Annotated in this window: 25 protein-coding genes; 13 read left to right on the top strand and 12 right to left on the bottom strand. The window is 63.2% G+C overall.

All coding sequences use genetic code 11. The features are described from left to right. The first annotated feature begins 12 nt into the window (after window positions 1-12). Both boxB and boxA read left to right on the top strand, forming a co-directional pair. Window positions 13-1,437 (top strand): benzoyl-CoA 2,3-epoxidase subunit BoxB, encoded by a 1,425-nt coding sequence (boxB, locus tag AAIL67_RS07120; RefSeq protein WP_343483666.1) that lies wholly within the window; start codon window positions 13-15, stop codon window positions 1,435-1,437. 108 nt (window positions 1,438-1,545) lie between these two features. Next, the gene (gene boxA, locus AAIL67_RS07115; RefSeq protein WP_343483665.1) at window positions 1,546-2,847 is read left to right on the top strand and encodes a benzoyl-CoA 2,3-epoxidase subunit BoxA; all 1,302 of its coding nucleotides are present in this window, start codon (window positions 1,546-1,548) and stop codon (window positions 2,845-2,847) included. A 410-nt stretch (window positions 2,848-3,257) separates the two neighbouring features. Here boxA and AAIL67_RS07110 read toward each other — a convergent pair whose 3' ends face one another. Beyond that, entirely contained in the window at window positions 3,258-4,037 is a 780-nt protein-coding gene (locus tag AAIL67_RS07110; protein WP_063662573.1) for an enoyl-CoA hydratase-related protein, read from the bottom strand. Window positions 4,038-4,042: 5 nt separating this feature from the next. Next, window positions 4,043-5,236, bottom strand: coding sequence for a CoA transferase (locus AAIL67_RS07105; protein ID WP_280040688.1), 1,194 nt, complete (start codon window positions 5,234-5,236; stop codon window positions 4,043-4,045). 238 nt (window positions 5,237-5,474) lie between these two features. Here AAIL67_RS07105 and AAIL67_RS07100 point away from each other — a divergent pair, with 238 nt between their 5' ends. The 5 genes from AAIL67_RS07100 (at window position 5,475) to AAIL67_RS07080 (ending at window position 9,676) form a co-directional block, all read left to right on the top strand. Further along, complete coding sequence (locus AAIL67_RS07100) at window positions 5,475-6,338, top strand: NAD(P)-dependent oxidoreductase (RefSeq protein ID WP_343483664.1); 864 nt, start codon at window positions 5,475-5,477, stop codon at window positions 6,336-6,338. A 64-nt stretch (window positions 6,339-6,402) separates the two neighbouring features. Continuing rightward, entirely contained in the window at window positions 6,403-7,236 is an 834-nt protein-coding gene (locus tag AAIL67_RS07095) for a transporter substrate-binding domain-containing protein (RefSeq protein WP_343483663.1), read from the top strand. 20 nt (window positions 7,237-7,256) lie between these two features. Further along, complete coding sequence (locus AAIL67_RS07090; protein ID WP_063662565.1) at window positions 7,257-7,907, top strand: amino acid ABC transporter permease; 651 nt, start codon at window positions 7,257-7,259, stop codon at window positions 7,905-7,907. Continuing rightward, a complete protein-coding gene (locus AAIL67_RS07085) occupies window positions 7,904-8,689 on the top strand; it encodes an amino acid ABC transporter ATP-binding protein (protein WP_063662563.1) in 786 nt (261 codons plus the stop codon). Before AAIL67_RS07090 ends, AAIL67_RS07085 begins: the two co-directional genes overlap by 4 nt. A gap of 237 nt (window positions 8,690-8,926) precedes the next feature. Then, window positions 8,927-9,676, top strand: a complete 750-nt coding sequence (locus AAIL67_RS07080) for a UTRA domain-containing protein (protein WP_280040683.1) — start codon at window positions 8,927-8,929, stop codon at window positions 9,674-9,676. A gap of 18 nt (window positions 9,677-9,694) precedes the next feature. On the opposite strand, the gene AAIL67_RS07075 is transcribed toward AAIL67_RS07080, so the two are convergent. Continuing rightward, entirely contained in the window at window positions 9,695-10,267 is a 573-nt protein-coding gene (locus tag AAIL67_RS07075; protein WP_063662559.1) for a cob(I)yrinic acid a,c-diamide adenosyltransferase, read from the bottom strand. A gap of 184 nt (window positions 10,268-10,451) precedes the next feature. On the opposite strand from AAIL67_RS07075, the gene AAIL67_RS07070 reads away from it, so the two are divergent. After that, the gene (locus tag AAIL67_RS07070; protein WP_012836573.1) at window positions 10,452-10,820 is read left to right on the top strand and encodes an EF-hand domain-containing protein; all 369 of its coding nucleotides are present in this window, start codon (window positions 10,452-10,454) and stop codon (window positions 10,818-10,820) included. A gap of 24 nt (window positions 10,821-10,844) precedes the next feature. Here AAIL67_RS07070 and AAIL67_RS07065 read toward each other — a convergent pair whose 3' ends face one another. Further along, window positions 10,845-11,816, bottom strand: coding sequence for a BMP family ABC transporter substrate-binding protein (locus AAIL67_RS07065; protein WP_343483662.1), 972 nt, complete (start codon window positions 11,814-11,816; stop codon window positions 10,845-10,847). 15 nt (window positions 11,817-11,831) lie between these two features. Beyond that, window positions 11,832-12,830: a tripartite tricarboxylate transporter substrate binding protein gene (locus tag AAIL67_RS07060; RefSeq protein ID WP_343483661.1), complete on the bottom strand. Its 999-nt coding sequence runs from the start codon at window positions 12,828-12,830 to the stop codon at window positions 11,832-11,834. Window positions 12,831-13,128: 298 nt separating this feature from the next. Between AAIL67_RS07060 and AAIL67_RS07055 the strand changes: the two genes are divergently transcribed. Further along, entirely contained in the window at window positions 13,129-14,556 is a 1,428-nt protein-coding gene (locus AAIL67_RS07055; RefSeq protein ID WP_343483660.1) for an FAD-linked oxidase C-terminal domain-containing protein, read from the top strand. A gap of 84 nt (window positions 14,557-14,640) precedes the next feature. On the opposite strand, the gene AAIL67_RS07050 is transcribed toward AAIL67_RS07055, so the two are convergent. Next, window positions 14,641-15,468 (bottom strand): hypothetical protein, encoded by an 828-nt coding sequence (locus tag AAIL67_RS07050; protein ID WP_003065256.1) that lies wholly within the window; start codon window positions 15,466-15,468, stop codon window positions 14,641-14,643. Window positions 15,469-15,515: 47 nt separating this feature from the next. Beyond that, a complete protein-coding gene (locus AAIL67_RS07045) occupies window positions 15,516-16,118 on the bottom strand; it encodes a tetratricopeptide repeat protein (RefSeq protein WP_003065258.1) in 603 nt (200 codons plus the stop codon). 197 nt (window positions 16,119-16,315) lie between these two features. Here AAIL67_RS07045 and AAIL67_RS07040 point away from each other — a divergent pair, with 197 nt between their 5' ends. Beyond that, window positions 16,316-17,068, top strand: coding sequence for a class I SAM-dependent methyltransferase (locus AAIL67_RS07040; protein WP_343483659.1), 753 nt, complete (start codon window positions 16,316-16,318; stop codon window positions 17,066-17,068). Window positions 17,069-17,074: 6 nt separating this feature from the next. Here the strand turns inward: AAIL67_RS07040 and AAIL67_RS07035 are convergent, their stop codons facing one another. The 5 genes from AAIL67_RS07035 to AAIL67_RS07015 all read right to left on the bottom strand — a co-directional run bounded on the left by AAIL67_RS07035 (window position 17,075) and on the right by AAIL67_RS07015 (window position 20,904). Then, a complete protein-coding gene (locus AAIL67_RS07035; RefSeq protein WP_034351188.1) occupies window positions 17,075-17,410 on the bottom strand; it encodes a cytochrome c in 336 nt (111 codons plus the stop codon). 89 nt (window positions 17,411-17,499) lie between these two features. Beyond that, window positions 17,500-18,711 carry a sulfite oxidase gene (locus AAIL67_RS07030; protein ID WP_343483658.1) on the bottom strand — a complete coding sequence of 404 codons (1,212 nt, stop codon included), beginning with the start codon at window positions 18,709-18,711 and terminating at the stop codon, window positions 17,500-17,502. 48 nt (window positions 18,712-18,759) lie between these two features. Then, the gene (locus AAIL67_RS07025; RefSeq protein WP_343483657.1) at window positions 18,760-19,347 is read right to left on the bottom strand and encodes a hypothetical protein; all 588 of its coding nucleotides are present in this window, start codon (window positions 19,345-19,347) and stop codon (window positions 18,760-18,762) included. Next, window positions 19,344-19,904, bottom strand: a complete 561-nt coding sequence (locus AAIL67_RS07020; RefSeq protein WP_034406665.1) for a sigma-70 family RNA polymerase sigma factor — start codon at window positions 19,902-19,904, stop codon at window positions 19,344-19,346. Before AAIL67_RS07020 ends, AAIL67_RS07025 begins: the two co-directional genes overlap by 4 nt. A gap of 118 nt (window positions 19,905-20,022) precedes the next feature. Then, window positions 20,023-20,904, bottom strand: a complete 882-nt coding sequence (locus AAIL67_RS07015) for a helix-turn-helix transcriptional regulator (RefSeq protein ID WP_059440069.1) — start codon at window positions 20,902-20,904, stop codon at window positions 20,023-20,025. A gap of 77 nt (window positions 20,905-20,981) precedes the next feature. Between AAIL67_RS07015 and AAIL67_RS07010 the strand changes: the two genes are divergently transcribed. The 3 genes from AAIL67_RS07010 (at window position 20,982) to AAIL67_RS07000 (ending at window position 24,799) form a co-directional block, all read left to right on the top strand. Further along, window positions 20,982-22,259: an MFS transporter gene (locus AAIL67_RS07010; RefSeq protein ID WP_034406662.1), complete on the top strand. Its 1,278-nt coding sequence runs from the start codon at window positions 20,982-20,984 to the stop codon at window positions 22,257-22,259. A gap of 211 nt (window positions 22,260-22,470) precedes the next feature. Further along, window positions 22,471-23,757 (top strand): M20/M25/M40 family metallo-hydrolase, encoded by a 1,287-nt coding sequence (locus AAIL67_RS07005; RefSeq protein ID WP_059440067.1) that lies wholly within the window; start codon window positions 22,471-22,473, stop codon window positions 23,755-23,757. Window positions 23,758-24,025: 268 nt separating this feature from the next. Further along, entirely contained in the window at window positions 24,026-24,799 is a 774-nt protein-coding gene (locus AAIL67_RS07000; protein WP_034351173.1) for a class II aldolase/adducin family protein, read from the top strand. Window positions 24,800-24,821: the final 22 nt, after the last annotated feature.

The raw sequence follows: 24,821 nt of genomic DNA, 5'->3' as shown, positions 1-24,821 counted from the left end.
AGGAGACACCCCATGAGCAGCATCGACTACAGCCAGAAGATTCCCAACAACGTGGACCTCAGCGGCGACCGCACGTTGCAGCGTGCCCTGGAGAGCTGGCAGCCTAATTTCATCCGCTGGTGGGACGACGTGGGCCCCGAAGGATCGACCAACTACGATGTCTATCTGCGCACCGCGGTGAGCGTGGATCCGCAGGGCTGGGCGCAGTTCGGCTACGTCAAGATGCGTGACTATCGCTGGGGCATCTTCCTGAACCCGGCGGATCAGGAACGCAGCATTCACTTTGGCGATCACAAGGGCGAGAAAGCCTGGCAGGACGTGCCCGGTGAGCACCGCGCCAACCTGCGTCGCATCATCGTCACGCAAGGCGATACCGAGCCCGCATCGGTGGAGCAGCAGCGCCACCTTGGCCTGACCGCACCGTCCATGTACGACCTGCGCAATCTGTTCCAGGTCAATGTGGAAGAAGGCCGCCATCTCTGGGCCATGGTCTACCTGCTGCACAAGCATTTCGGACGTGACGGACGCGAGGAAGCCGAGGCACTGCTGGAGCGCCAGAGCGGCGATGAAAACAACCCTCGCATTCTGGGCGCCTTCAACGAAAAAACGCCGGACTGGCTGGCGTTCTTCATGTTCACCTACTTCACCGACAGAGACGGAAAATTCCAGCTCGCAGCGCTGGCCGAATCCGCGTTCGACCCGCTGGCGCGCACCACCAAATTCATGCTGACCGAAGAGGCGCACCACATGTTTGTCGGCGAGTCCGGCGTCTCGCGCGTGCTGGCCCGAACCTGCCAAGTCATGAACGAACTCAAGACCGACGATGTGAACAAGCTGCGCAGCGCGGGCGTCATCGACCTGCCCACGATTCAGCGCTATCTGAACTTTCACTACAGCGTGACCATCGACCTGTTTGGTGCCGACCAGTCGAGCAATGCCGCCACCTTCTACAGCTCGGGCCTCAAGGGCCGTTACGAAGAGGGAAAGCGCGAGGACGACCACAGGTTGCACGACCAGAACTACAAGGTTCTGGAGGTGGTGGACGGCAAGTTGCAGGAGAAGGAAGTGCCCATGCTCAACGCCTTGAACGAGGTGCTGCGCGACGACTACATCAAGGACAGCAATGCCGGTGTGGGCCGCTGGAACAAGGTGATGGAAAAGGCCGGAATCGACTTCCGCCTGACGGTGCCGCACAAGGCCTTCAACCGGCAGATCGGCGCGCTGGCAGGCGTGCGCATCAGCCCCGACGGCCGCCCCGTCAGCGAGCCGGAATGGCTGGCCAGGAAGAGCGAGTGGCTGGCCAGCGACGACGACCGCAACTTTGTCGCATCACTGATGAAGCCATGCCTGGAGCCCGGCAAGTTTGCCGGCTGGATTGCCCCGCCGGTCATGGGTATCAATCGCCAGCCCGTGGACTTCGAGTATGTGAAATTTTGATCCCCCCTGAGCGGCTGAGCCGCTTCCCCCAAGGGGAACGACATCCTCGCGGCGGGGCGGCCCTTGCTCGATGTCACTGAGTTGGGTTGCCACGGTTTGGAGAACGAAATGAGCACCATCACGCTGATTGAAAACGGCATCCTGAAGCAGCATCTGATCGACCCCGAAATCTGCATTCGCTGCAATACCTGCGAGGCGACCTGCCCCGTGGACGCCATCACGCATGACGACAACAACTATGTGGTCATGGCGGACAAGTGCAACGGCTGCATGGACTGCATCTCGCCCTGCCCGACCGGCTCCATCGACAACTGGCGGCTGGTGTCGGCAAGCAAGCCCTACAGCGTGGCCGAGCAACTGGGCTGGGAGAGCCTGCCCGAAGAGCTTTCCGCCGATGTGCTGGCCGCCGCGCAGACGGCCGAGAATGTCGGCGATGTGCAGGATCTGAGCCAGGCCCAGGCCGTGATCGCGGCCGCTGCCGGCTTGGCCGAAAGCGGCGCTGCGGAAGTCTTTCGCGCAGCCAGTTATGGAGCCACCACACCGCCCTGGTCTGCCGCCCATGCCTACACCAATCTGCATGGTCCCAAGGCTGCGGTGACGGCCACGGTGGTTGGCAATCTGAACTGCACGGAGGCCGGCTTCGACAACGAGACCCACCATATCGTGCTGGACTTCGGCGCCATGCCTTTCCCTGTGCTCGAAGGCCAGTCGCTGGGCATTGTCCCGCCGGGTGTGGATGCCGGCGGCAAGCCCCATGTGGCGCGCCAGTACTCAATTGCCAGTGCCCGCAATGGCGAGCGCCCCGGCTACAACAATCTGGCATTGACCGTGAAACGCGTGGTCGAGGATCACCTGGGCCAGCCCGTGCGCGGCGTGGCCAGCAACTATCTCTGCGATCTGCAGGTGGGTGACAAGGTGCAGGTCATCGGTCCGTTCGGCAGCAGCTTTCTCATGCCCAATCACCCGCGCTCGCACATCGTGATGATCTGCACCGGCACAGGCAGCGCGCCCATGCGCGCCATGACGGAATGGCGCCGCCGCCTGCGCAAGAGCGGCAAGTTCGACAGCGGGAAACTGCTGCTGTTCTTCGGTGCGCGCACGCCTCAGGAGCTGCCCTATTTCGGCCCCCTGCAAAACCTGCCCAAGGATTTCATCGACATCAACTTCGCCTTCTCTCGCGTGGCCGGCCAGCCCAGGCGCTATGTGCAGGACGCCATGCGCGAGCGCTCGGCCGATCTCATGGAATTGCTGCGCGACGACAACACGCACATCTATGTCTGCGGTCTCAAAAGCATGGAGGACGGCGTCGTGCTGGCCCTGCGCGACGTGGCCCAGCAAGCAGGCCTGGGCTGGGAGGAACTGGGCGCAAGACTCAAGCGCGAAGGGCGTCTGCACCTGGAAACCTATTAATCCGCACCTGCGGCGCTCTCACCCACCATCACAGGCGTCGGCATATGACGCCTTCTTTGATCATGAAGTTCGCCGACTTTCAACCCGGCCAGATCATTGAGGCCGGGCCGCATTTGCTCACCGAAACCACGCTGCGGGACTTCGTGCACCCAGTGGTTTCATAACACCCCGCTGGCGACTAAGGAACACGGCCCTTTCGGTGGTCCGGGTCTCAGCGGAAAGCATGTCTGCATGCATTGCAATGCGCCTTATCGTTCAAGCTGCACTGTAGAGCTCGGAGTCCTTTGTCTCACAGGTCTGCATATGTACGCCGGCCACATCCCTTGCGCCCTGGTGACATACTAAAACTGCGCGCTAAGGCACTTGGAGCTGGAAGCGCCCATGTCTGCCAGCACTGTGAAAGCCGCAGCCTAACGCGCAGCAAAAACCGCCGGGCGCCGGTCCAGGAATGCACGCATGCCTTCGCGCTTGTCCTCGGTTGAAAAGCAGACGGCGCAGGCCTGCGCCTCGGCATGGATGCCGGAGTTCAGATCCGCGCTCTCGGCCACGCGCAGCGCATGCTTGATCTGGGCAAGCGCCAACGGCGCCAGTGTGGCAATGCGCTGCGCCAGTGCCAGCGTATCGTCCACCAGCGCATCGGGCTTCGCCAGCTGCGTGACCAGACCGATTTCATAGGCGCGCGCGGCACTGATGAATTCACCGGTCAGCAGCATATGCCGCGCCACGGCACTGCCCACGGCACGCACTAGCCGGGGCAGGCCGCCACCGCCGGGCATGATGCCCAGCTTGGCCTCGGGAAAGCCAAAGCGCGCGGTCTCCGACGCCACGCGGATATCGCAGGCCAGGGCCAGCTCCAGCCCCCCTCCCAGACACCAGCCGTTGACGGCGCAGATCACCGGCTGGGGCAGCTCCGACAGCGCACCGTTGAGCTGGCGTATGGACTCGGACAGTGCCACGGATTCGGCCGCCGTCATCTCCACCATGTCTTGGATGTCAGAGCCCGCAGCAAACACCTTGCGCCCTGCACTGGTCAGCACCACGGCACACACCGCCTGGCTGCAGGACAGCCCATCCACGATGGCCCGCAACTCGGCACGCACGCCTGCGCTCAGTGCATTCGCTGCATCGGGACGGTTGATGGTCACCAGGGCCACAGCGCCCTGAATTTCACAAGTCAGCATTGCATTCATGGTGTTTACTCCGTGACAGGACTGAGCGCACCCAGCAAGGCATCGCTGTGCTGGCCCAGCACGGGAACCTGCACTGCCGCACCACGGCGCATGGTCGAGAAATGCACAGGCTGCTCCGGAACGCGGAGTTGAAAACCACCCACCTGACCAGGACGGAACAGGCTGCGTGCCTGGGCCTGTGGGCCGTTCACGGCGGTCGCCACATCGGCGATGGGCGCACAAGGAATGCCCTGTGCTTCCAGCGCGGCGATGACATCGGCCACGGTCAGCGCGCCGCTCCAGTTTTCGATGGCCTGGCGCAGCAAGGATTCGTTGAGGCCGCGTTGTTCGTCGCAGGAAAAGCGCTGGTCCTGCGCCAGATCGGGTCGGCCAATCAGCACGGCTAGCATCTCGAAGAGCTTGTTGTTGAGCACGGCGATGACCACATTGCCATCCTTAGCCGCATAGGCTCCGAAAGGCGCTGAAAACGGATGGCGATTGCCCGAGCGAAACGGCGCCCTGCCCGTGGCCGCATGGCTGCCCGTGGCTGTCGGCATCAGCGACAGCAGGGAGTCGAACATGGCCACATCTAGATGACAGCCCTGACCCGTGGTGCTGCGCTGCACCACCGCGGCCAGCACGGCCCATGACGCAAACAGACCGGCTGCAAGATCGCCGAACGCCTCGCCCACGATGGTGGGCGGGCCGTCGGGCGCGCCATTGACGGACATCAGCCCCGTCATGGCCTGCACCACCAGGTCGTAGGCGGGCCGGTCGCGCAGCGGGCTGTCCTGGCCAAAGCCCGAAATGCTGGCATAGATCAAGCGCTGGTTCTGCGCCCTCAGGGTTTCATGGCCTATGCCCAGGCGCTGCGCCACGCCAGGCCGGAAGTTTTCCACCACGATATCCGAACTCCTGGCCAGTGCCTGGGCCATGGCCACATCCTCGGGTCGCTTCAGGTCCAGCACCACGCTTTTCTTGCCCCGGTTGGCAAAGGCAAACAGGGTGCTCACCCCGTCCTTGAAAGGGCCGACATGGCGGTAGTCGTCACCGACCGGCGATTCCACCTTAATGACTTCCGCGCCCAGATCCGCCAGCAAGGCGGTGGAAAAAGGCCCGGAGAGCACGCGGGTGAAGTCCACCACGCGTAGGCCTGCAAGAGGCCCTGGCGCTGTCGCGCCATCTGTTTGCTCGGATGTGCTGCTAAGAGTTTGGGACATGACGGTGACCTGATCTGAGTGATTTGGCGTACGGTCTCTCAGGGATAACGCGAACCCCGAGGGGGTCGACATTTCATTTGACCCACAAGTAGTATACGCATGTCATGACAAGTTCTCAAGCGATCAAGTCACAGAGTTAGCTTTGAGGATGCCATGAATACCGCTTATGAAAATGACAAGTTGATCTTTTCGCCTTGCTTGTCATTACATGTATTTATCTTTATTGGAGCAAAACACTATGAAGATAGGATTCATAGGAACAGGCGTGATGGGCACTCCCATGGTGCAGCGCCTACTCGCAGCGGGGCATCAGGTCACAGTCTGGAATCGCACACCCGAAAAAGCCCAACCGCTGCACGCATTTGGTGCGGAGATCTCCCTTACGCTGGCCGATGTGGCACGCGATGTGGATGCACTGATGGTGGTGATTGAAAACGGCACAGCCGTGCGCCAGGTGCTGCTGGCACCCGAGCTGCTGGCCCAGCTCAAGCCCGGCCAGACCGTGGTCGACCTGAGCTCCATCGCCCCCGAGGACGCACAGGACATCGCCCGCCAGCTGGCGACACGCAATCTGTTCTATGTGGACGCACCGATCTCTGGCGGGCCGGACGGCGCGGAAGCGGGCACCTTAGCCATCATGGCCGGTGGGGATGCCCAGGCAATCGAGCGCCTGCGCCCCGCGATGGAATGCATGGGCCGCCTCACGCATGTGGGCCCATCGGGTGCGGGCCAGACGGTCAAGCTACTGAACCAGACCATCAGCTCCACCGTGATTGCCGCCGTGTCCGAAGTCATGCTGCTGGTGCAGCGCCTGGGCTTGGACCCCGTGCAGTTCCGCGCCGCGCTGACGGGCGGCTTTGCCGACAGCAAGATTCTGCAGATCCACGGCAAGCGTATGACGGAGCGCAACTTTGTGCCCGGCGGCCATGTCCGCACTTTTCTCAAGGACCTGAACAACGCCGCCACCATCATCGCCGGGCAAGGCCTGAACTTCCCGGTAGCGGACCTTGCCCGAAGCTATTTCGCCGAGCTGCAGGCCACCGGTCATGGGGAAAGCGACATCGCTTCCATCATCGCCGTGACAGAAGCCCGCAACCCCTGACGCAACACAGCACAGGCACCCACCCCACTTTCTTTCAACGCTCCACAACCGCATGAGATCCTCCATGAAAAAGCTTCTGTCTGCCCTGCTCTCGACCACTCTGGCCACGCTGATGGCCATCGCCTCGCCAGCCCACGCCGACGCGCTCGACACCATCAAGGCGCGCGGGGAAATGGTCATCGGCATGGAGGTCGCCTACCGACCGTTCGAGTTCTTCCAGAACGGCGACACCGTCGGCTTTGACGTGGACATCGTCAAAAGCATGGCAGACGCGCTGGGCGTGAAGCTCAAGACCGTGGACACCGCCTGGGCCGGCATTCTTCCGGCCCTGCTGGAGAGAAAGTTCGATGCCGTGCTCTCAGGTATGACCATCACAGCCGACCGCCAGAAGAAGGTCAACTTCACCCAACCCGTGGCCATCGGCTCGGTGGTGTTTCTGGTGCGCAGCAACGACGAGCGCATCAAGCGTGCGGAAGACGTCGCAGGCAAAGTGGTGGCCACGCAGCTGGGCAGCATCGGTGACCGAGTGGCCAAGCAGTACGAGGCCAAGCTGGTCGCATCCGGCAAGAAGGGCTTTTCCGCCTTCAAGCTGTATGACGCCTTCCCTGAGACCTATCTGGAACTGAGCAATGGCCGCATTGATGCGGTCTCCGGCGCACTACCGGTGCTGCAGGCCGTGGTGGCCGAGCGTCCGGGCCGCTTCAAGATCGTCGACGGCATTCAGGATGTCGAAGCCTATCTGGGCATGGCCATCCGCAAGGAGGACACTGCACTGCTGAAGTTTGCCAACGACCATATCGCCGAACTCAAACGCAGCGGCAAGTTGGAGCAGTTGCAAGTCAAGTGGTTTGGCTCCAAACAGCAAGTGCCGGACACCGTGCCTACACAGCTGCGGTGAAAACGCGAAGCGAGAACGCGATGTCAAATTTCGACTGGTCTCTTATCGCCTACTCGTTTCCGCACCTGCTCAAAGGTGTGGTGGTGACGATCGAAATCTCGCTGCTGGCCCTGGTAGCCGGCACGCTGCTGGGCATTGTCTGTGGCCTGCTCAGCGTTTCGGGCAACCGCTGGCTGTCCACGCCCGTGGCCTTCTATGTGTTCTTTGTACGCGGCACGCCAGCGCTGGTGCAGATCTTTCTGATCTATTTCGCCCTGCCCACCATCGGCATTGCCATCTCGCCCTTCTGGGGCGGAGTGGTTGCGCTGACCTTCAACGCTGGCGGCTATATCAGCGAGATCATCCGCGCGGGCATACAGTCCATCGACACCGGCCAGAACGAGGCCGCCAAAGCCATCGGCATGAGCCGCGGCCAGACGCTGGCCCACATCCTGCTGCCGCAGAGCTGGAAGCGTGTGCTGCCCGGCCTGACCAACGAGATGATCACCCTGGTCAAGACCTCCTCACTGCTGTCCGTGATTTCCGTCTTCGAGGTCACGCGCGCCGCGCAGGTGGTGATTGCGGACAAGTTCGCCCCCTTTGAACTCTATGCGCTGCTGGCCGTGTTCTACCTCGTGATCATCGCACTGCTGACGCAACTCTCTTCGTACGTTGAAAAGCGACTGACATGAGCACACAAGAACTAGTCCGCATCACGGACCTGACCAAGAGCTTTGGCGCAGCCAAGATCCTGCACAGCACCGATCTGCGTGTGGACGCCGGAGAGATCGTAATGCTGCTCGGCCCCAGCGGCGCTGGCAAATCAACACTGCTGCGCTGCATCAACCGCATCGAGGACCCCAGCTCGGGCGATATCGTCGTCAACGGACAGAGCATGGTGCACAGTCTGCGCGGTAGCCGGCAGGTGGCGGCTTCGGCCAAGGAGCTGGCCTTCCGGCGCCGCGCCATCGGCATGGTGTTCCAGCGCTTTCATCTGTTCCCACACCTGAGCGCCATCGACAACGTGGCCGTGGGCCCGCACAAGGTGCTAGGCGTACCCATGGACGTGGCGCGCCGCGAGGCCCAGGCCCTGCTCCAGCGAGTGAAGCTCGAAGCCCACGGACACAAAAAGCCGCAGCAGCTGTCCGGCGGGCAGCAGCAGCGCGTGGGCATTGCCCGTGCACTGGCCATGAAGCCCGACCTGCTGCTGCTGGACGAGCCCACTTCCGCACTGGACCCGGAGCTAGTGGCCGAGGTGCTGGACGTGGTCAAAAGCCTGGCCCAGGAAGGCATGACCATGATCATCGTCACGCACGAGCTGGCCTTTGCCCGCGACGTAGGTAGCCGCATCGTGTTCATGGAGCAAGGCCGGATTCGCGTGGACACCACGCCCCGCGAATTCTTCGGCCATATCTGCGACGAGCGCATCCGCACCTTTGTGCGCCAATCCGGCGAATTGCTGACACAGGCCTGAAGCGCCTTCCCTGCGCGCGCCACCTTGAACCTGAGTTGATCCGCGCCCAGGCCCAGTTGGTGAGCCCCGTTCATAGCCATGACACCGGGGCAAGGCTATGCTTGCGCTCTAAGAACGTGTTTACGAACTCAACGCTGCAGCGTTGATCCTAACCATCAGCCTGCCAGCAGGCTTGGTTGCCGATCTCGTGTTTTGAAGATCAGTTCCCGCACCCTGGGCTTTTGTAAAATTTAACGAATGCAAAATACGACGTTGATGCAGCCTGCCCCGCTTTACCAGCAGGTCAAGGCGTATGTATTGGATGGAATCGGCAGCGGCCGCTTCCGCACCGGGGACAAGATCCCCAGCGAGAGCGAGCTGTGCACGGCACTGAGCGCCTCGCGCCTGACCGTCAACCGCGCGCTGCGCGAGCTTTCCAACTCTGGCGTGCTCAACCGCGTCCATGGCGTTGGCACCTTTGTGGCCCCGCCCAAGGTGGCGTCCACCTATATCCGCGTGCACAACATCGCGGACGAAATCCGCAGCCGCAACCAGTCGCTGAGCATCCGCATCCACAAGCTCGAACGCATAGAGCAGGTTGCCAGCCTGTCGCTCACGCCCGAATGGGGGCAGCTTGATTCGGTCTTTCACAGCCTCATCGTCTACTGCGCTGACGGCATTCCCGTGCAGCTGGAAGACCGCTATGTGTCCACCAGTTTTGCGCCACTGTATCTGATGCAGGACTTCACCAAGAAGTCCACCACAGACTATCTGCAGTCGATTGCCCTTCCCACGCGCAGCGAGCATGAAATCCAGGCCATGCTGCCCGAGCGCAGAGAGGAAGAACTGCTGGACATCAACGGCCCTGAAGCCCTGCTAGTCATCACGCGCAAGACATGGGTCAAGGATGCGTTCACGTCCTTCTCGCGCTTCATCCATCCCGGCTCCAGACAGCGGTTTTCGGGTCGTGCCACGCTGGACGACGGCGGCGTTTCGGCTACTTCCTGATGGAGTTGATGGCTTTAGCTACTCTCCATCCGCCTGACTGCGCGCCAGGCGTTCGCTCTTCCAGTACACATCGTCGCCGCCGTCGAGGCGGTTGAGCACGCGGGCCAGCACGAACAGCAGATCGGACAGGCGGTTCAGATACTGGCGCGGCGCGGCTCGCATGGCCTCGGCCTGCTCCAGCGCCACCACCTGGCGCTCGGCACGGCGCGCCACGGTGCGGCATACATGGGCCTGGGCGGCAGCACGTGTGCCGGCCGGCAGAATGAACTCCTGAAGACGCGGCAGCTGCGCGTTGTAGTGGGCCAGCGCGTTGTCGAGCTGCAGCAGTGCATCGTCCTTGAGCAGCTCATAGCCCGGCATGGACAGCTCGCCGCCCAGGTTGAACAACTGGTGCTGGATGTCGATCAGCAGGTCGCGCACCTCCTGGGGCATTGGCTCGCACAGCAGCAGGCCGATATGCGAGTTCAGTTCATCCACATCGCCCATGGCATGCGGGCGGCCGCTGTTCTTGGAAACGCGGGTGTTGTCTCCGAGGCCGGTGGTTCCGTCATCTCCGGTGCGGGTGGCGATTTGCGTGAGGCGGTTGCCCATGGGTCATCCCTTGTCAAAGCTGCGAGTTTTCGGGGCCGGAGCGGCCCTCAGATACTGCCGCCATTGTGCGTTACAGCCCGCAGGCAAATGTAGTCTGAGGCAACAGCAGGCAAAAGTGCTGGCCCTTTGCCGCCTCACAGGGTGCAATGCACTCCTGTTATCGCATAGAGAAGGAATGCCATTCATGAACAAGAAGAATCTGCTCAATTGCAAGGTCTCGTCATTCGAAGTCGTCAGCGTGGTGCTGTTTTCTGCGCTCACCCTGGGCGGGGGCATGGCTTTTGCGCAAACCGGCGGCGGCAACGCCGGCAACAACAAGGAGCCTGCGCGCATCGTGCAGTCGGGTTCCGCCACCGGCGTGCAGCAGGCACCGACTGCAAAAAGCAGCGTGCAAGCGGCCTTCGAGCGTGCCGACGCCAATCGCGACGGTCAGCTCAGTGCGCAGGAAGCACGCCAGCTGCCTGTCATCTCCCAGCGCTTCGAAGAGATCGACAGCGACCGCAACGGCCAGCTGTCACGCGCCGAATTCGACAAGGGCGCTCAGCAGTACTGAGGCCTTGCCGCGGCGCTTTCCTGATCACGCCGCAGCGCCGAGCTCCTCCTGCGGCAAGGCGAACTCGGCCCCGACATAGTCCAGGTGAATCTCGAACTCGCGGCGCAGCAAGCGCTGCGCCCAGTCTTCGACCAGGCTGCGCTGCGCAGCACTCACTCGCCCCCCCATTTCCAGCCGCACCAGGCTCGGCTCCTCAAGGCCAAAGGCACGATAGCCCCCCAGCGGCAGCAGACCCCGGGCATGGTCCTCGACGGCGCGAAACAAGGCCTCGCCGGAATCGCAGATCGCCGAGGCCACAAACACTTCGGGGTCGCGCGCCACCCAGTTCAGCACATTGCCGATCTGCGCCACGCCATGCGCCCGGCAGGCCTGCGTGACGCCGGGGCGGCCGCCATCCAGCATGGCAAACACAATGTCCAGGCCCGTCTGCTCGACCATTGCCGAGACACAGGTCCGGGCCCAGCCCGGGCGATGCTGGTGACCGCAGAACTGGGTGACCAGCTGCCCCTCAAAACCGGCGCGCCTGAGACCGTCCGCATAGGCCGCGCGGCCACGCAGACCCGGCGGCACTTTCTCGCCCGAGAAATGCCCCACCTTGCCCGTCTTGCTCCACTGGCTGGCCAGCACGCCGGCGAGGAATGCCGACTGCTCCTGCAGCACCTCGTAACGCGCCACATTGGCTGCCGCCCAGCTGCCTTGCGTGACCGCAAAGGCCTGCTCGGGCCAGCGCTCGGCCAGGATCTGCACCGGACCGTCACCCTGACCGCCATGCGCAAGAATCAGCGCATAGCGGCCGCCGCACAATGCGGACATTTCGGCTGCGCGCTGCTGCGCCGACTGGCCGGCCACCCAGAGCACATCGACCTCATGGCCGGCATCTCTGGCCTTGTGGGCTCCGCGCAGTCCCGACTCGTTGAAACTGCCCTGCCCTTCGGGGCCAAACAGCACCACGGCATAGCGTGGCTTACGGGGTGAATACAGTTTCTCGCTGCTCATCGTTGTCTCTTCTGCTTAAAGTTTTGCACCTGTTTTCTTCGCGATATCTCCCCAGGCCAGATGCTGGTCCGTAATCAGCTGGGTGAAGGCTTTGGATTCCATGTCCCGGGTCACGAATCCCTGGGCTTCGAGCGTCTGCGCAAACTCGGGACGCGCGCTGATCTGCCGCACCGCGCTGGCGATTCTTTCGGCCAGCGCTCTGGGCAGGCCGGCGGGAGCCGAAATGCCGACGAAGTTCTCGGAGACCAGCTGTGCCAGCCCCAGTTCGGCCACACTTGGCACCGTCGGCGCCTGCGATACACGGCGTGGCGATGTCAGCGCCAGCAGCTTGAGCCGGCCCTGCTTGTGCAGCGCGATGTTCTGCGGCAGCGCATCGATGGCCAGCTTGATATGGCCGCTGAGCAGATCCGCACGCATGGGGCCGGCACCGCGATAAGGCACATGCTCCATGGGCAGCTTGAGCGTCTGCGCAAACTGTTCGCCCACCAGATGCCCCACCGAGGCAGCACCGCCGCTGCCAAAGGCCACGGGAGCAGGCTGCTCCTTGATCCAGCTCACCAGCTCGCTCAGGCTGTGGACGGGCACCGAAGGGTGCACGGCAAACACCGTGGGCACTGCGCCGATGTAGGCCAGATGTTCGAAGCTGCGCAAGGGGTCGTAGCCAGGGCTTTGCAGCAGCGATGGCGCTATCGACAGCGCCGCCGAGTTGGATACCAGCAGTGTGTAGCCGTCGTTGGCGCTGTGCGCCACGATTTGCGCGCCAATCGACGAGCCCGCTCCGGGCTTGTTGTCTATGACCACGCTCTGGCCCAGCTTTTCTGCCAGCGCGGGAGCCAGCACCCGCGCCACGATATCGCTGGAGCCGCCGGGCGGGAAGGTCACGACCAGTTTGATGGGCCGCGCCGGCCAGGCCTGGGTCTGCGCCGCACGCACATGCCATGCTGCGCCCAGCATGCCTGCCGCCGACATCCCGGCCAGCCCCTGAATGAATGATCTGCGATCCCTATCGCGCATAGCTCCGCCCTCCGAACTGCTTTTGGTTTGAAGCGAGCTCTGCAGCGCACGCCATGAGGCTTGTCAATATAGGCACACCAGGAGCAAACCCTAAACACTGATTTCTCATTAGCTAGGGCGGAACTTATCTATGTGCTCGCGGCAGACGGCTGCGCCACGACGAAACCGCGATCTCTGCCAGCTCCAATGGGCATGCGCCAGCGTCGCGATTGCGACCTTGAGCGGCATGGCCTAGTACCCAATACGTACACGCCCGGACCGGGCCAGGTGGTATTCTTTTTCTCCTCTGGAGACCCCGATGAACGCACCTGTTGCCCATACCTCGCTGCAGCCCGATTTCGTGCAGCGCCCCATCCCCGAAGAATTTCTGCTGGCTCTGCAAACACGTTTCGGCGGCCAGTGCTCCACGGCGCTGGCCGTGCGCGAGCAGCACGGCCGCGACGAAGGCGCGATCTCCGCGCCCCCTCCGGCAGCCGTGGTGTTTGCCGAATCCACCCAGGACGTGCAGGATGCCGTCAGGCTCTGCGACCAGTACGGCGTGCCCGTGATTGCCTACGGCGCCGGATCGTCGCTGGAAGGCCATCTGCTGGCCGTGCAAGGCGGCATCACCATCGACGTCAGCCGCATGAATCGCGTGCTCTCGGTCAACACCGAAGACCTGACCATCACCGTGCAACCCGGCATCACGCGCAAGGCATTGAACGAGGCCATCAAGGACACCGGCTTCTTCTTTCCCATCGACCCCGGCGCCGACGCGTCGATTGGCGGCATGACCTCGACCCGCGCCAGCGGCACCAATGCCGTGCGCTACGGCACCATGCGCGAGAACGTGCTGGCCCTGGAGGTAGTGACGGCCAGCGGCGAAGTGGTGCGCACCGGCAACCGCGCCAAGAAGAGCGCTGCCGGCTACGACCTGACCCGCCTGCTGGTGGGCAGCGAAGGCACGCTGGGCATCTTCACCGAGATCACGCTGCGCATCTATCCGCTGCCCGAAGCGGTGAGCGCAGCCATCTGCTCTTTTTCCAGCATCGAGAACGCCGTGCACACGGTGATCCAGACCATACAGATGGGCATTCCCATCGCCCGCGTGGAACTGGTCGATGTGAATTCCGTGCGCATGGTCAATGCCTACAGCAAGCTGTCCCTGCGTGAAGAGCCTATGCTGCTGATGGAGTTCCACGGCTCGCCCACGGGCGTGAAGGAACAGGCCGAGATGGTTCAGGACATTGCCCATGAATTCGGCGGCAATGCCTTTGAATGGGCCGAGCGCCCCGAAGACCGTACGCGCTTGTTCACCGCACGCCACAATGCCTATTTCGCGGCCGTCTCCAGCGTGCCCGGTTGCCGCTGCATCACCACCGATGCCTGTGTGCCCATCAGCCGCCTGGCCGATGCGCTGCTGGAGTGCGTGACCGAAGCCGATGCCAGCGGCATCCCCTACTTCCTGGTCGGCCACGTGGGCGACGGCAACTTCCACTTCGGCTATCTGATCGATCCCGACAACGACACCCAGCGCCAGCAGGCCGAGCAGCTCAACCACACGCTGGTGGCACGCGCTATTGCACTGGGCGGAACCTGCACGGGCGAACATGGCATCGGCATCCACAAGCAGGGCTTTTTGCTGGAGGAGGCTGGCGTTGGTGCGGTGCAGATGATGCGTGCCATCAAGCAGGCTCTGGACCCCAAGAACATCCTGAACCCGGGCAAGATCTTTCAGCTGCAGTGAGCCTCGCTCGCGCTTGCTGAAGACGCGCAAACCATGAAAAAGGGCCTGCAGTTGCAGGCCCTTTTCTGTTCTCGGATCGGCGCTTTACTTGCCGACCTTGAGCTGACCGCCACGACCCAGGCCGCCCTTGACTTCCTGCGCCTTGTAGTTACGCAGCGAGATCACCATGTTGTTGTAGGCATCCATGAAGGCGGCCACCGTGGCCTTGCCTTCGGGTGAGCGCGAGAAGCCGCCCAGACCGCCGCCCACGCCACCGCCGAACGCGCCCATGGCAGCGCCGAAGTTGGTGGCTGTGGAGTTGCCTTCGGAGATGGAGATCTGCACGCCAGAACGGATGTCGAACATGCTCAGTGTCACCACCGAAGCCTTGCTCTGCATGGCGCCGCCGATCAGCGTACCCACATTGCCGAACAGACCGCCCACGCCCGCAGCCAGCTGACCGGTGGCATCGTTGTCGATGATGATGGAAGGCTCCATGTAGTAGTCGGCAGCCACGCGCTGGCCCTTTTGCTGCTTGGAGCCGGCGCGGAATTCACCGGAGTTGCGCTGCTTGTCGGTGATCGCCGACATCTTGCTTTCGGTGCGGTTGTTGCCGATGGAGGTGATCACAAAGCAGTTGGACTGCTGCACGGCCAGACGGATCAGGGGCTCGATGGTCGTGATCTTGGTGGCGGCGCCAAAGCTCGCATACCACTCCTTGCCGCGACCGTCGTCCACGGCCAGCGTACCCAGAGGAGCATCGCAACGCTCGAGCGTAGAGTTCGCATTCACGCTGGTTGCGCCGCCCGCTGCGCCGGTGGCGGCCGTGGGAGCCGTACCCGTGGAGATGGTGCCGCCGCCGGGGGTCACGCAACCGCCCAGTGCCAGGGCCGATGCGATAGCTGCCAGACGCAGCGTTGTCTTCTTGGACATAGTGATGCTTTCAAAAAAATAGAAAATGCTGCAGCGCTCACAGCGCCTCAGCGGTAATACCAACCCGACGAACCCCACACCATGTAGTAGGGCGCGCCCACATACCAGCCATTCCAGGACTTGCGCTCGTCCTCGATGGCCTGATAGCGTGCATGAGCATTCTGTTTGGCGGCCTGCGCCTGGGGCAGCAGGCGCTTGGCTTCCTTGAAGCCCTTGGCGGCAGCACGCGACAGCCAGGCCTCGGCTTCGGCGGGGTCCGGGCCCATCTCTTCAAAGCCCAGCAGATACAGACGGCCCAATGCAAACTGGGCCTGACCGTTACCGGCATCGCCGGCCTTGCGCATCCATTCGATGGCCTGATAGCTGTTGCGCTCCACGCCATCGCCGCGCAGATAGCGCAGCCCCAGGTCATAGGCTGCGCGAGGATCGGCCTCGGCTTTTTGCACCAGTGCCGCCAGGCGGCGCTCCGCCTCGGGATTGACGGGCTCGCCACGGAAAGTCGCGACATTGCGCGGCAGCTCGGAACAGTTATTGCCTTCGCACAGGCGCACGGTGGGCGAAGCAGGTGCCAACTGCTCCTGCGGTGTCTGTACCGCGCATGCTGTCAATGCAAGAGCCGCCAATGAAAAGGTGGGGGCGAGCAGGCGCATGGATGTCTCCTCTGAATTCTCGGCCGCTGAAAGCCGAAAAGTATACATAAGCAAAAATCAGTAATTTTTACGACGAGTTGACAACACGCATACCCCACCAAAGAGGGGTATCCAGCACAAAATGCAAAATTCCGACAAGGCCTTGCCTGCACTGCGGTGTCTTGGCGCTTGTGTACAACGGATACATTTCAAAACTCATGACAAAAAAATGGCTTGCTTCGACCTGGCCTCTGCCTGCATTGCTCGTCTGGCTGCTGGCCTGGGTGATCTTTGCGGGTCTGGCGCGCCTGCTGCCCTGGTGGCTGGCCCTGCTGGTCGCCGGCAGCTTCAGCACGGCGGCCAGTCTCTGCGGGCCCAACTGGTGGCGCAGGCTCATCATTGCGGCCGGGTTTCCGCTGTCGTTTCTGGTGCTCAGCGCCAGCCAATTGCCCGCCTGGGGCTGGCTGCTGCCTCTGGCCTTGCTGCTGCTGATCTACCCGCTCAATGCCTGGCGTGATGCCCCGGTCTTTCCAACGCCGTTAAATGCGCTCAAAGGGCTGGCAGAGGTCGTGCAGTTGCCGGGGCAGGCGCTGGTGCTGGACGCCGGCTGCGGCATGGGCGATGGCTTGCGCGCGCTGCGCAGCGCGCTGCCGCACGTCCGCCTCAATGGTCTGGAATGGAGCTGGCCACTGGCGATTGCCAGCGCCCTGCGCTGCCCCTGGGCACGTGTGCGACGTGGCGATATCTGGCTGGCCGACTGGAGCGGCTATCAGCTGGTCTATCTGTTCCAGCGGCCCGAAAGCATGGGCCGCGCCGCTGTCAAGGCTGCCACCGAGATGCAGCCCGGCAGCTGGCTGGTGAGCCTGGATTTCCAGCTGCCCGGCGTGGAAGCGACGGCATGCCTGCAAGGCAATAGCCGCCACAAGGTATGGATCTACGCCATTCCGCTGGATGATGCAGAACGCAGCTGAGACGTTTTATTTGGCTGCGCCGCTGGCCTTGCTCACGTAGAGAGCAACGGCAGCGATATCGGCTTCGCTCATTGTGGCCTTGAAGGAGGGCATGGAGCCGATGCCGTCCTTCAAAGCACGCGCCACGCGGGCCGCATCGGGCTGCAACTCGTCCAGCACCGGGCCTATGGCACCTTCCGCACCAGCGTCCTTGAGGGTATGGCACACCGCGCAGGCAGGGACTGCAGCAGTGGTGAACAGCTCTTTGCCGCGCGCCATCTGGGCAGCCTGATCGGCGTGGGCTGCAGTGCCCGCAAAGGCGGTCAAGAGCAGGGCGGCGAGGGTGTGGTTTGTCTTCATCATTGTTCTTGGAGAAATGCGATGCATCGGGGTTGGATCCCATGCCCTGCGTCCCTTCTTCCGGCACGGGGCATGGGCAGTGATTGCGACACTCAGGCCACGGTGACAGTCACGGCGTGGTCGGCCCAGCTGGTGTTGTTGTAGCCGCTCTGGTTTTCACCACGCGTTTCGGGCTGCACATTGCCCTTGACGTCGGTAGCGCGGCTGGCCAGGGTGTAGGTACCCTTGGGCAGCTGTGCCTGCAGCACGAACTGGCGCCAGGCGTACTTGCCCATATCGGGGCCAATCAGGCGAGCCTGCTTCCAGGTCTTGCCGCCGTCGATGGAGACTTCCACCCCCTTGACGGCGTTCATGCCGCCGAAGGCCACGCCCTGAATCTGCACCAGGCCAGAGGCCTGGTTGCCGTCCTCGGGGATGGGGCTGTTGATCCAGGACTTGACGCTCATTTCCTGCACCGAAGGCTGGCTGGGGTCGCCCTTGCTGCCGGGGGGCGAGATGCGGTAGCCGTGGGACATGATGTGCGCTTCGCTTTCCTTGACGGTAAAGGCCAGCTGCTTGATGTACTTGATGTTGTTCACGCCGGTGTAGCCGGGCACGATCAGGCGCAGCGGGCCGCCATGGGCCAGAGGCACGGGCTCGCCGTTCATCTCCCAGGCCAGCAGCGCGTCCTCCATGGCCGACAGAGGCACGGAACGCTCCACCAGCACGCTCTTGGGATCGAGGCCTGCGGGCAGCACCTCTCCGCCCGTTCCCGTCATGTAGACCATGCCGTCGGCCACGCCGCCCAGGGCCTTGACCACCTCACGCACTGGCACGCCGCTCCAGACCACGCAGCCTGCAGCGCCTACGGTCCATTGCGTGCCGCTGGGTTTGGTGGGGAAGAAGGCGCGGCCATTGCCCGAGCATTGCAGCACCATGGTCACAGTTTCCAGGCCCAGCTTCTTGAGCTCGCCAACGGTCAGCTTGGCGGGCTTCTTCACGCCATCAATCTGCACCGCCCATGCATCGCGATCGGCCACGATGGACTCGGAAGGCGTGGGCAGGTTGTTGCGCACATAGAGCTGATTGGTGGGCGTGACCACGCTGGAGCCAAACGCGCTGCGCTTGGTCTCGATGGTGGTGGAGCTGTGCACGATCACGGCATCGGCATTCTTGAAGCCGGCATAGCCGGGTAGAGGCTTGGCGGCAGGCGCAGCCGCCTGGGCCATGGCCTGGCCCTGGAAGCTGGCCAGACCGGCCGCAGCCAGCGCACCGGCGCTACCGGCGAGCAGGCGACGACGCGGCAGGGATGTGGGTTGTTGCATGGTGTCTCCTTGGTAATTGTGGTGAATGCTCAGCGCGAAAAATCCGCTTCAGCCATCGGCTTTCTCAGGGGCCCCCAGAGCGCGTGATGCCACGGCCAGGGCCTGTTTCTTCTGTGCGATCAGCACGAGCGGGCGGCCTTCTCTCGAACGCACCACCTTCCAGTAGCTGTTGGCCCACCAGCCCTGGCCGTCGGCCATCCGCTGGGGCTGCTCGAAGGCCAGCACGGTAACGATGCCGCCTTTTTCAAAGAAAGTGGTCAGGTGATAGGCGCGACTGCCATCGATGTCGCAGGGCCGCATGAGCTGGGTATAGCCAGGCAGCTTCTGGTCGACAGGCCAGTCCATATGCCTGGCAATCTCGGCCTCCGGGATGAACTGACCACGCAGCGTGCGCTCGTAATACTCATGCTCGATGGCCGAGCGCACCATCTGCGGCGGGCGCAGGCTCAGCACGCTGCCCGCAGCGACGCTGCCGACGATCACTGCGGCACAAAGCACCTGCAGGCCACGACGGGCATGCCATGGCGTGTGGCGCAGCAAATAGGCCGGCGGCTCGCCGGGCTCGAAAGCCAGCGCCAGCTCGGCACGGGCACGCAGGTCGAAATCGGTGTCTTCGGGGCGGTCTTGGTGTTTCATGGTGCGCGCTTTCTCAGCGGTATCACGCTGGCAGCTGCGGAAGATTCAGTGGCGGCACCGGCGGGATGGCGCGCCGGTTCCTGCAGTGCCGTCTTGAGCGCTTCACGTGCCCGCGCCAGGCGAGAGAGCACGGTGCCCGGTGCAATATCCAGCGCCTCGGCCATCTGGGCCGTGGGCATGTCGTCAAAGTAGTAAAGCACCAGCACTTCACGATGGATGGGGGCAATGCGGCTCAGCGCCTTGACCACGTCCAGTTGCGCATCGAGTGCATCGTGATGATTCACGCCCTGCTCGCAGGCTTCATCCAGAGACTCGGTCTGCGATTGCACAGGATCGAAGTGCCTGAAGGCATGGCGGCGCATGATCTGGAACAGCCAGGCCCTGGCCATGCTCTGGTCGCGCAGTTGGTGGCGAAAGCGCCAGGCGCTGGTGAAGCAATCCTGCACCACATCCTCGGCCATGGCGCGAGAGCCCGTCAGCGCCCAGGCGCTGCGCAGCAAAAAGCGGTAGTGCTCGCGCACCCACTGGTTGTAGCGCGACTCGGCGGAGAAGATCATGGTGCTAAAGAGCGCAGGTTTGCAGCTTTCATTCCATGCCGCTGCAAATATTGTTTGAGGCTCCGCCCCTCAAAATAACAAAAACAGCCTCAAACCCTTTTGCACAAAGCGCTAGCAGCTATACATTTTGCGCATGCATGCCGAAAAATTGTGCCGGAGGCATACCCACCGTGCGGCGCACCATGGCGCTGAAGGCGCTGGGACTGTAGTCCAGCTCGGCCGCAATGCGCTGAATCGGCCAGTTGCGCGCTGCCAGGCTGACGGCATGGGCCAGCACCACCTGCTGGCGCCACTGGGTAAAACTGCATTCCAGTTGCTGGCGAAACAGTCGCGCCACCGTGCGCGGACTGGCCCCGGTATCGCGCGCCCAGTCCTCCAGCGTCTCGTTGCGCGTGGGATCGGCCAGCACGGCCTCGCAGAGCTGGCGCAAGCGCTTGTCCTGGGGCAGGTTCACGCCCAGCTGCACGGCACTGGCACGGCGCAGCTCGTCGAGCAGCAGCTGGCTCAGATGGTGCTCGCGTGCCCTGTCCTGCTCGCACAGCTGCTGGCTGTCATCGGGCAGCGTGGGCAGCTCGCGCACCACGGCGCGCAGCAGATCCGAGGCATTGAGCACCCGGCACTGGCGCCAGGCCGCCTCTTCGCCGGGGGCCACATCGGGGCCGCAACGCCCCTGGGTCTGAAAGAAGTACAAGGTGCGCAAATCGGCGCTTTCCACCATGGTCACGGCATGCTCCATGCCCGGCGGCACCCACAGCACGCGCGAGGGCGGCACGATATAGGTGCCCTGCGCTACCGTCAGGCGTATGGTGCCCGTGGTGGAGATGGCCAGCTGCCCCCAGGGATGACGGTGCGGCTTGACCTGGGTGTCGGCCTCCAGCCAGCGGCATTTGGCACGCACCGGACGCTGTGCCGTGGGTATGTAGAGATGGGGTGTCAGCGTCTCCACATAGGCGCTGGCCTTGCCTGCGCGCAGGGGCTCGGGGTCGTGGAGGCTGGACATGATGGTTGGCTGGCTTGCGATAGCAATTGGCAGACTATCGCATACAAGACGCGAGCAGTCTGCCTAAGATGCGACATATGAACCGCCCTGCCTCCACAACACCTCAAAACCAGGCGCCAGAGACACTGCGCAGTGACGCGCGCACCATCAGCCTCATCGGTCTGGCCCATGGCTCGTCGCATTTCTTCCATCTGCTGCTGCCGCCGTTGTTTCCCTGGCTGATCAAGGACTTCGGCTACAGCTATGCCGAGCTCAGCGTCATGGTCTCGCTGTTCTTCATTGTTTCCGGCACCGGCCAGGCACTGGCCGGCTTTGCGGTGGACCGCTTTGGCGCACGCCCGATTCTGTTTGCCGCCCTCGGCAGCTTTGTGGTGGCTGGCCTGATTGCCAGCACGGCCCAAGGCTACAGCATGCTGCTGGCTGCCTCCTTTTTTGCGGGCCTGGGCAATGCGCCCTTCCACCCCGTGGACTTCACCATCCTCAACAAGCGCGTGTCGCAGCAGCGCATAGGCCATGCATTCTCGGTACATGGCCTGTCCGGCAATCTAGGCTGGGCGCTGGCGCCGCTGTTCATGGCGGGCATCACCACGGCCACGGGCTCCTGGCGCCTGGCCTGCCTGGGCGGAGCCCTCTGCGCAGCCGTGGTGCTGGCCATCATGGTCTTCAACCGCGACGCGCTCGATGATCGCGCCGAATCCGCCGGAGCTGCCGCCAAGCCGGCCGCCGGAGCCATTGCCGCACCTCAGGAACACCCCATGGCCTTCATGAAGCTGCCATCGGTGTGGCTGTGCTTTTCCTTCTTTTTCTGGAGCACCTGCGCGCTCAGTGCCATTCAGAGCTTTGCCAGCCCGGCCCTGCAATCCATGTACGGCCTGCCGCTTTCCGTGACGGCGCTGATCGTCACCGGCTATATGCTGTGCGGCGCTGCCGGCATGGTCGTGGGCGGCTTTCTGGTCGGCCGCGTGCAGCGGCTGGAAAAGGTGATCTCCATCTGCATGCTGGGCTCGGGCCTCTTGCTGTTTGTCGTCGGAACGGGCTGGCTGCCCGGCATGGTGGCGGTGGTCGTGGCCTCAGTCGCCGGTCTGGGCACGGGCCTGGCCGGCCCCTCGCGCGACATGCTGATCAAGCGCGCAGCGCCCCCCGGCGCCACGGGCCGCGTCTACGGCACGGTGTATTCCGGGCTGGATCTGGGCTTTTGCCTGGCGGCGCCGGTCTTCGGCTACATGCTGGACCACCAGATGACCAACGCAGTGTTCTATGGCTCGGCAATTGCGCTCGTACTGTCTGTGGTCTCGGCCGTCATTGTCGGCGACGGTGTGAGCAAGAAGACCAAGGCCCATCTGGCGGCGGCCTGAGCAACCGGCGCAACCCACCAAGCCCTGCCCGCGCAAGCTGCAGGGCTTTTTTGTCGGCGCAAGAGATCAAGTTACCCTGGTATTTATCCCTAGGTCGGCAGCCCGGAGGCCGCAAACACGGCTGCTAAGCTGAATTCCCTCAGCGGCGCATCACGCCGCTTTCCTGCCGCGGCCCTATCCGGGAGCGGCCCGCCCCCCAAGGAGAATTTCTATGCGTTGGAACACGCCCTCTGCCCCTTTGCTGCGCGCCCTGCCCCTGGCCCTGGTGCTGTCCTTCGGCTCTGCCCAGGCTGCCCCTCAGGCCGAATGGCTGGAGCATGCGAAAAAGGAGCAGCAGCCCTATCTGGATACGCTGCGCGATCTGGTGCACATCGAGTCCGGCAGCAAGGATGTGGCGGGCGTGAAGAAGATCGCCGAGTACATCGCCGGCAAGCTGCGCGCGCAGGGCGGCAAGGTCGAGGTGATCGAGCCCAGCGACATCTACCGCCTCGATGACACGCCCGAAAAAGTCGGCCCCATGGTGCATGCCGAATTCAAGGGCAAGGGCAGCAGCCGCATCATGCTGATTGCGCATATGGACACCGTCTATCTGCCCGGCATGCTCAAGGACCAGCCCTTTCGCATCGACGGCGACAAGGCCTATGGCCTGGGCATTGCCGACGACAAGCAGGGTGTGGCCCTGATCATGCATATCGTGCCCCTGCTCAAGAAGCTGGGCATCGAGGACTACGGTACGCTCACGGTGCTGATCAACGGCGACGAGGAAATCAGCTCGCCCGGAGCACGCAGCACCATCACCCGCCTGGGGGCCGAGCAGGACGCCGTGTTCAGCTTTGAAGGCGGCGGCACCGACGGCAGCCTGCGCCTGGCCACCAGCGGCATCGGCGCCGCCTACCTCAAGGTCACGGGCAAGGCATCTCATGCGGGCGCCAAGCCCGAAGACGGCGTGAATGCGCTGTACGAGATGTCGCATCAGTTGCTGCAGATGAAGGATCTGTCCCAGCCCCAGGACGGCCTCAAGCTCAACTGGACGGTGTCCAAGGCCGGCACCAACCGCAATGTGGTTCCCGCCGAAGCCACGGCCCAGGCCGATGCCCGCGCGCTGCGCGTGGCCGACTTCACGGCGCTGGAAAAAGCCATGCAGGACAAGATCGGCAACAAGCTGCTCCCCGCCAGCAAGGTGGAACTGAAATTCGAAGTGCGCCGCCCACCGCTGGAAGCCAATGCCACGGCACGCAAGCTGGCCGCCCATGCCCAGGGCATTTATGAGCAGGAACTGAAGCTGCCCATGAAGGTCATGGACAAGGCCACGGGTGGCGGCACGGATGCGGCTTTCGCGGCCCTCAAGGCCAAGGGCGGCGTGATCGAGGGCTTCGGCCTGTCGGGCTATGGCGCGCATTCCAACGATGCCGAATACGTGCAGATCAACACCATCGCACCGCGCCTGTATCTAGCCGCCCGCATGATCCAGGACCTGTCGCGCGGCCAGATCAAGTAAGCGGTTTTGATAGCTGCTTTCGCTTGATCTGCTTCAGTTTTCGTACAGAAGAGATCTGAAAATCAAAAGGAGCTTGCGCTGCAAGCTCCTTTTTTATTTCCAGCTACTTACGCGAACAGGAAGACACAGCCGTCATTTCCATCGAGAGCACACCCTGCCTGATCTGAATTGGCGTAATCCGTATTTCCAAACTTCTGTCGCCTAGCCAACAGACCGCTGGCGCGCGAGTCTCTACATTCATCTCATCAACGATGAAGGAGAGTCGCCCGTGAGCCAAGAGCCCTTGAACATCCCCAGCGTGCAGCATCTGGTCAGCCCCGAAGAGTGGCAGCTGCGCGTGGATCTGGCCGCCTGCTACCGGCTGGTGGCGCTGTACGGCTGGAGCGATCTGGTCTTCACCCACATCAGCGCACGGCTGCCGGGCCCCGGGCATCACTTCCTCATCAACCCCTACGGGCTGATGTTCGACGAGATCACGGCCTCCTCGCTGATCAAGGTGGACCTGGGCTGCAACAAGCTCATGGACTCGCCCTTCCCCGTGAACCCGGCCGGCTTCGTCATCCACAGCGCCGTGCACGAGGCTCGCGCCGATGCGCAATGCGTGATCCACACCCACACGCGTGCCGGCGTGGCCGTTGCGGCCCAGAAGCAAGGTCTGCTGCCCATCAGCCAGCAAAGCACGTTTGTCCTGGGGTCCCTGGCCTATCACGTCTACGAAGGCGTGGCCTTTCGCGAGGACGAGAAGCCGCGCCTGCTGGCCGACATGGGCGAGGCCAACTTCCTCATGCTGCGCAACCACGGTCTGCTGACCTGCGGCCCCACGATTGCCGACGCCTTTCTGTCCATGTACGTCTTCGAGTCCGCCTGCCAGATCCAGATCTCTGCCCAATCCGGCGGCGCCGAACTCACCGAGGTCGACCCGCAGATTCTGCAAGGCATCGCCCATGCCATGAAGGTACAGACCGGCGGCATGGGCGGCCAGTTTGCCTGGCCCGCCCTGCTGCGCAAGCTCGACAGAATCGACCCCGGCTACCGCAGTTAGAACACCGCTCCGGAATCAAAAA

Source organism: Comamonas sp. A7-5, from assembly GCF_039581385.1.
GTDB classification, from domain to species: domain Bacteria; phylum Pseudomonadota; class Gammaproteobacteria; order Burkholderiales; family Burkholderiaceae_C; genus Comamonas; species Comamonas thiooxydans.
This window is presented reverse-complemented; position numbering and strand designations above follow the sequence as displayed.